The organism is Pseudomonas sp. P5_A2_2 (assembly GCF_054177685.1).
Genome location: NZ_JBGCUL010001261.1, coordinates 1 through 1,143, shown reverse-complemented (window position 1 = coordinate 1,143; position 1,143 = coordinate 1). Strand labels below are relative to the sequence as shown.

Genomic DNA, 1,143 nt, shown 5'->3' with positions numbered 1-1,143 from the left:
GTATTTGGCCGTGATTTGGGTGAAAAACAGCGCCAGGAACTCGCCGAGCGTATGCAGGCACGGCCTTACGCTTATGTGGCGCAAGAACTTGCGCAATTGTCCCAGGCGCCGATCTGGCAAGCCGAAGACGGTCAACTGCAGCCCCGTGCCATCGGCATGCGCATGTATGCGGTGGCCAGCCGCGAGGGCTACCGGGTGCTGCCCGGTGGCTTGACCCGGGTCGCCGCGCAAGCCGATGCCGAAGTGGTGTCGATGCAGCGCGGCGGCGCCAGTAAAGACACCTGGGTGCTGGGCGATCGTGCGCCCAGCGGCGAACAATGGAAGGCCCAGCGCAATATTGGCGTGCATGACCTGGTGCGGCGCGATCCATACCTGCCGTCGCGTGTGGTAGAAAACCTGTTCTGGTTTGGCCGTTACTGCGAGCGTTGCGACGACAGCGCCCGTTTGCTGCGCATCATGCTGGCGCGCTATGTCGATGGCGACGACCCGCAAGCCCTGCAGGCAGCGGTGGACCTCGGCGAACGACTGATGCTGTTGCCCGAGGAGGGCGAATTGCCGGAGCGCCTGTTGGCGGCGCTGCTCGGCGATGACTGGCCGTTCAGCCTGCGTTCCAACCTGCAACGCTTGCAGTGGGCTGCTTCACAGGTGCGCGGTAAACTCTCGCGGGAAAACTGGCAGGCATTGGTGGAGTTGCAGCGTGAAGCCATGGAGCTGGAGACCGAAGAGCCGGATTTCGGTGAGTTGCTGGATTTCCTCAACCGTCTGGTGATGTCCCTGGCGGCGCTGTCCGGCTTTGCCCTGGACGACATGACCCGGGACGAAGGCTGGCGTTTCCTGATGATTGGCCGGCGGATCGAGCGCCTGCAATTTCTCAGCGGCAGCCTGGCGGCGTTCCTTCGGGGCGCCGGGGCTTTCGACCAGGCCGGGCTGGAATGGCTGCTGGAACTGGGCAACAGCAGCATCACCTACCGTTCTCGATACCTGGCGGTGGCGCAGCTGCTCCCGGTGCTCGAYCTGTTGTTGCTCGACGAGCAGAACCCTCACGCCGTGTTGTTCCAGTTGAAACTGGTGACCCGCACCCTCAAACGGCTCAATGATGACTTTGGCGTACCGCGTGAAGCAGCGCTGCCGCAATTGGTAGAG

The 1,143-nt window shown here is 63.2% G+C and carries 1 protein-coding gene; it reads left to right on the top strand.

The features are described 5' to 3' along the window. A partial coding sequence (locus ACXRVY_RS30650) for an alpha-E domain-containing protein (RefSeq protein ID WP_458239159.1) occupies positions 1 to 1,143 on the top strand: 1,143 nt, incomplete at both ends.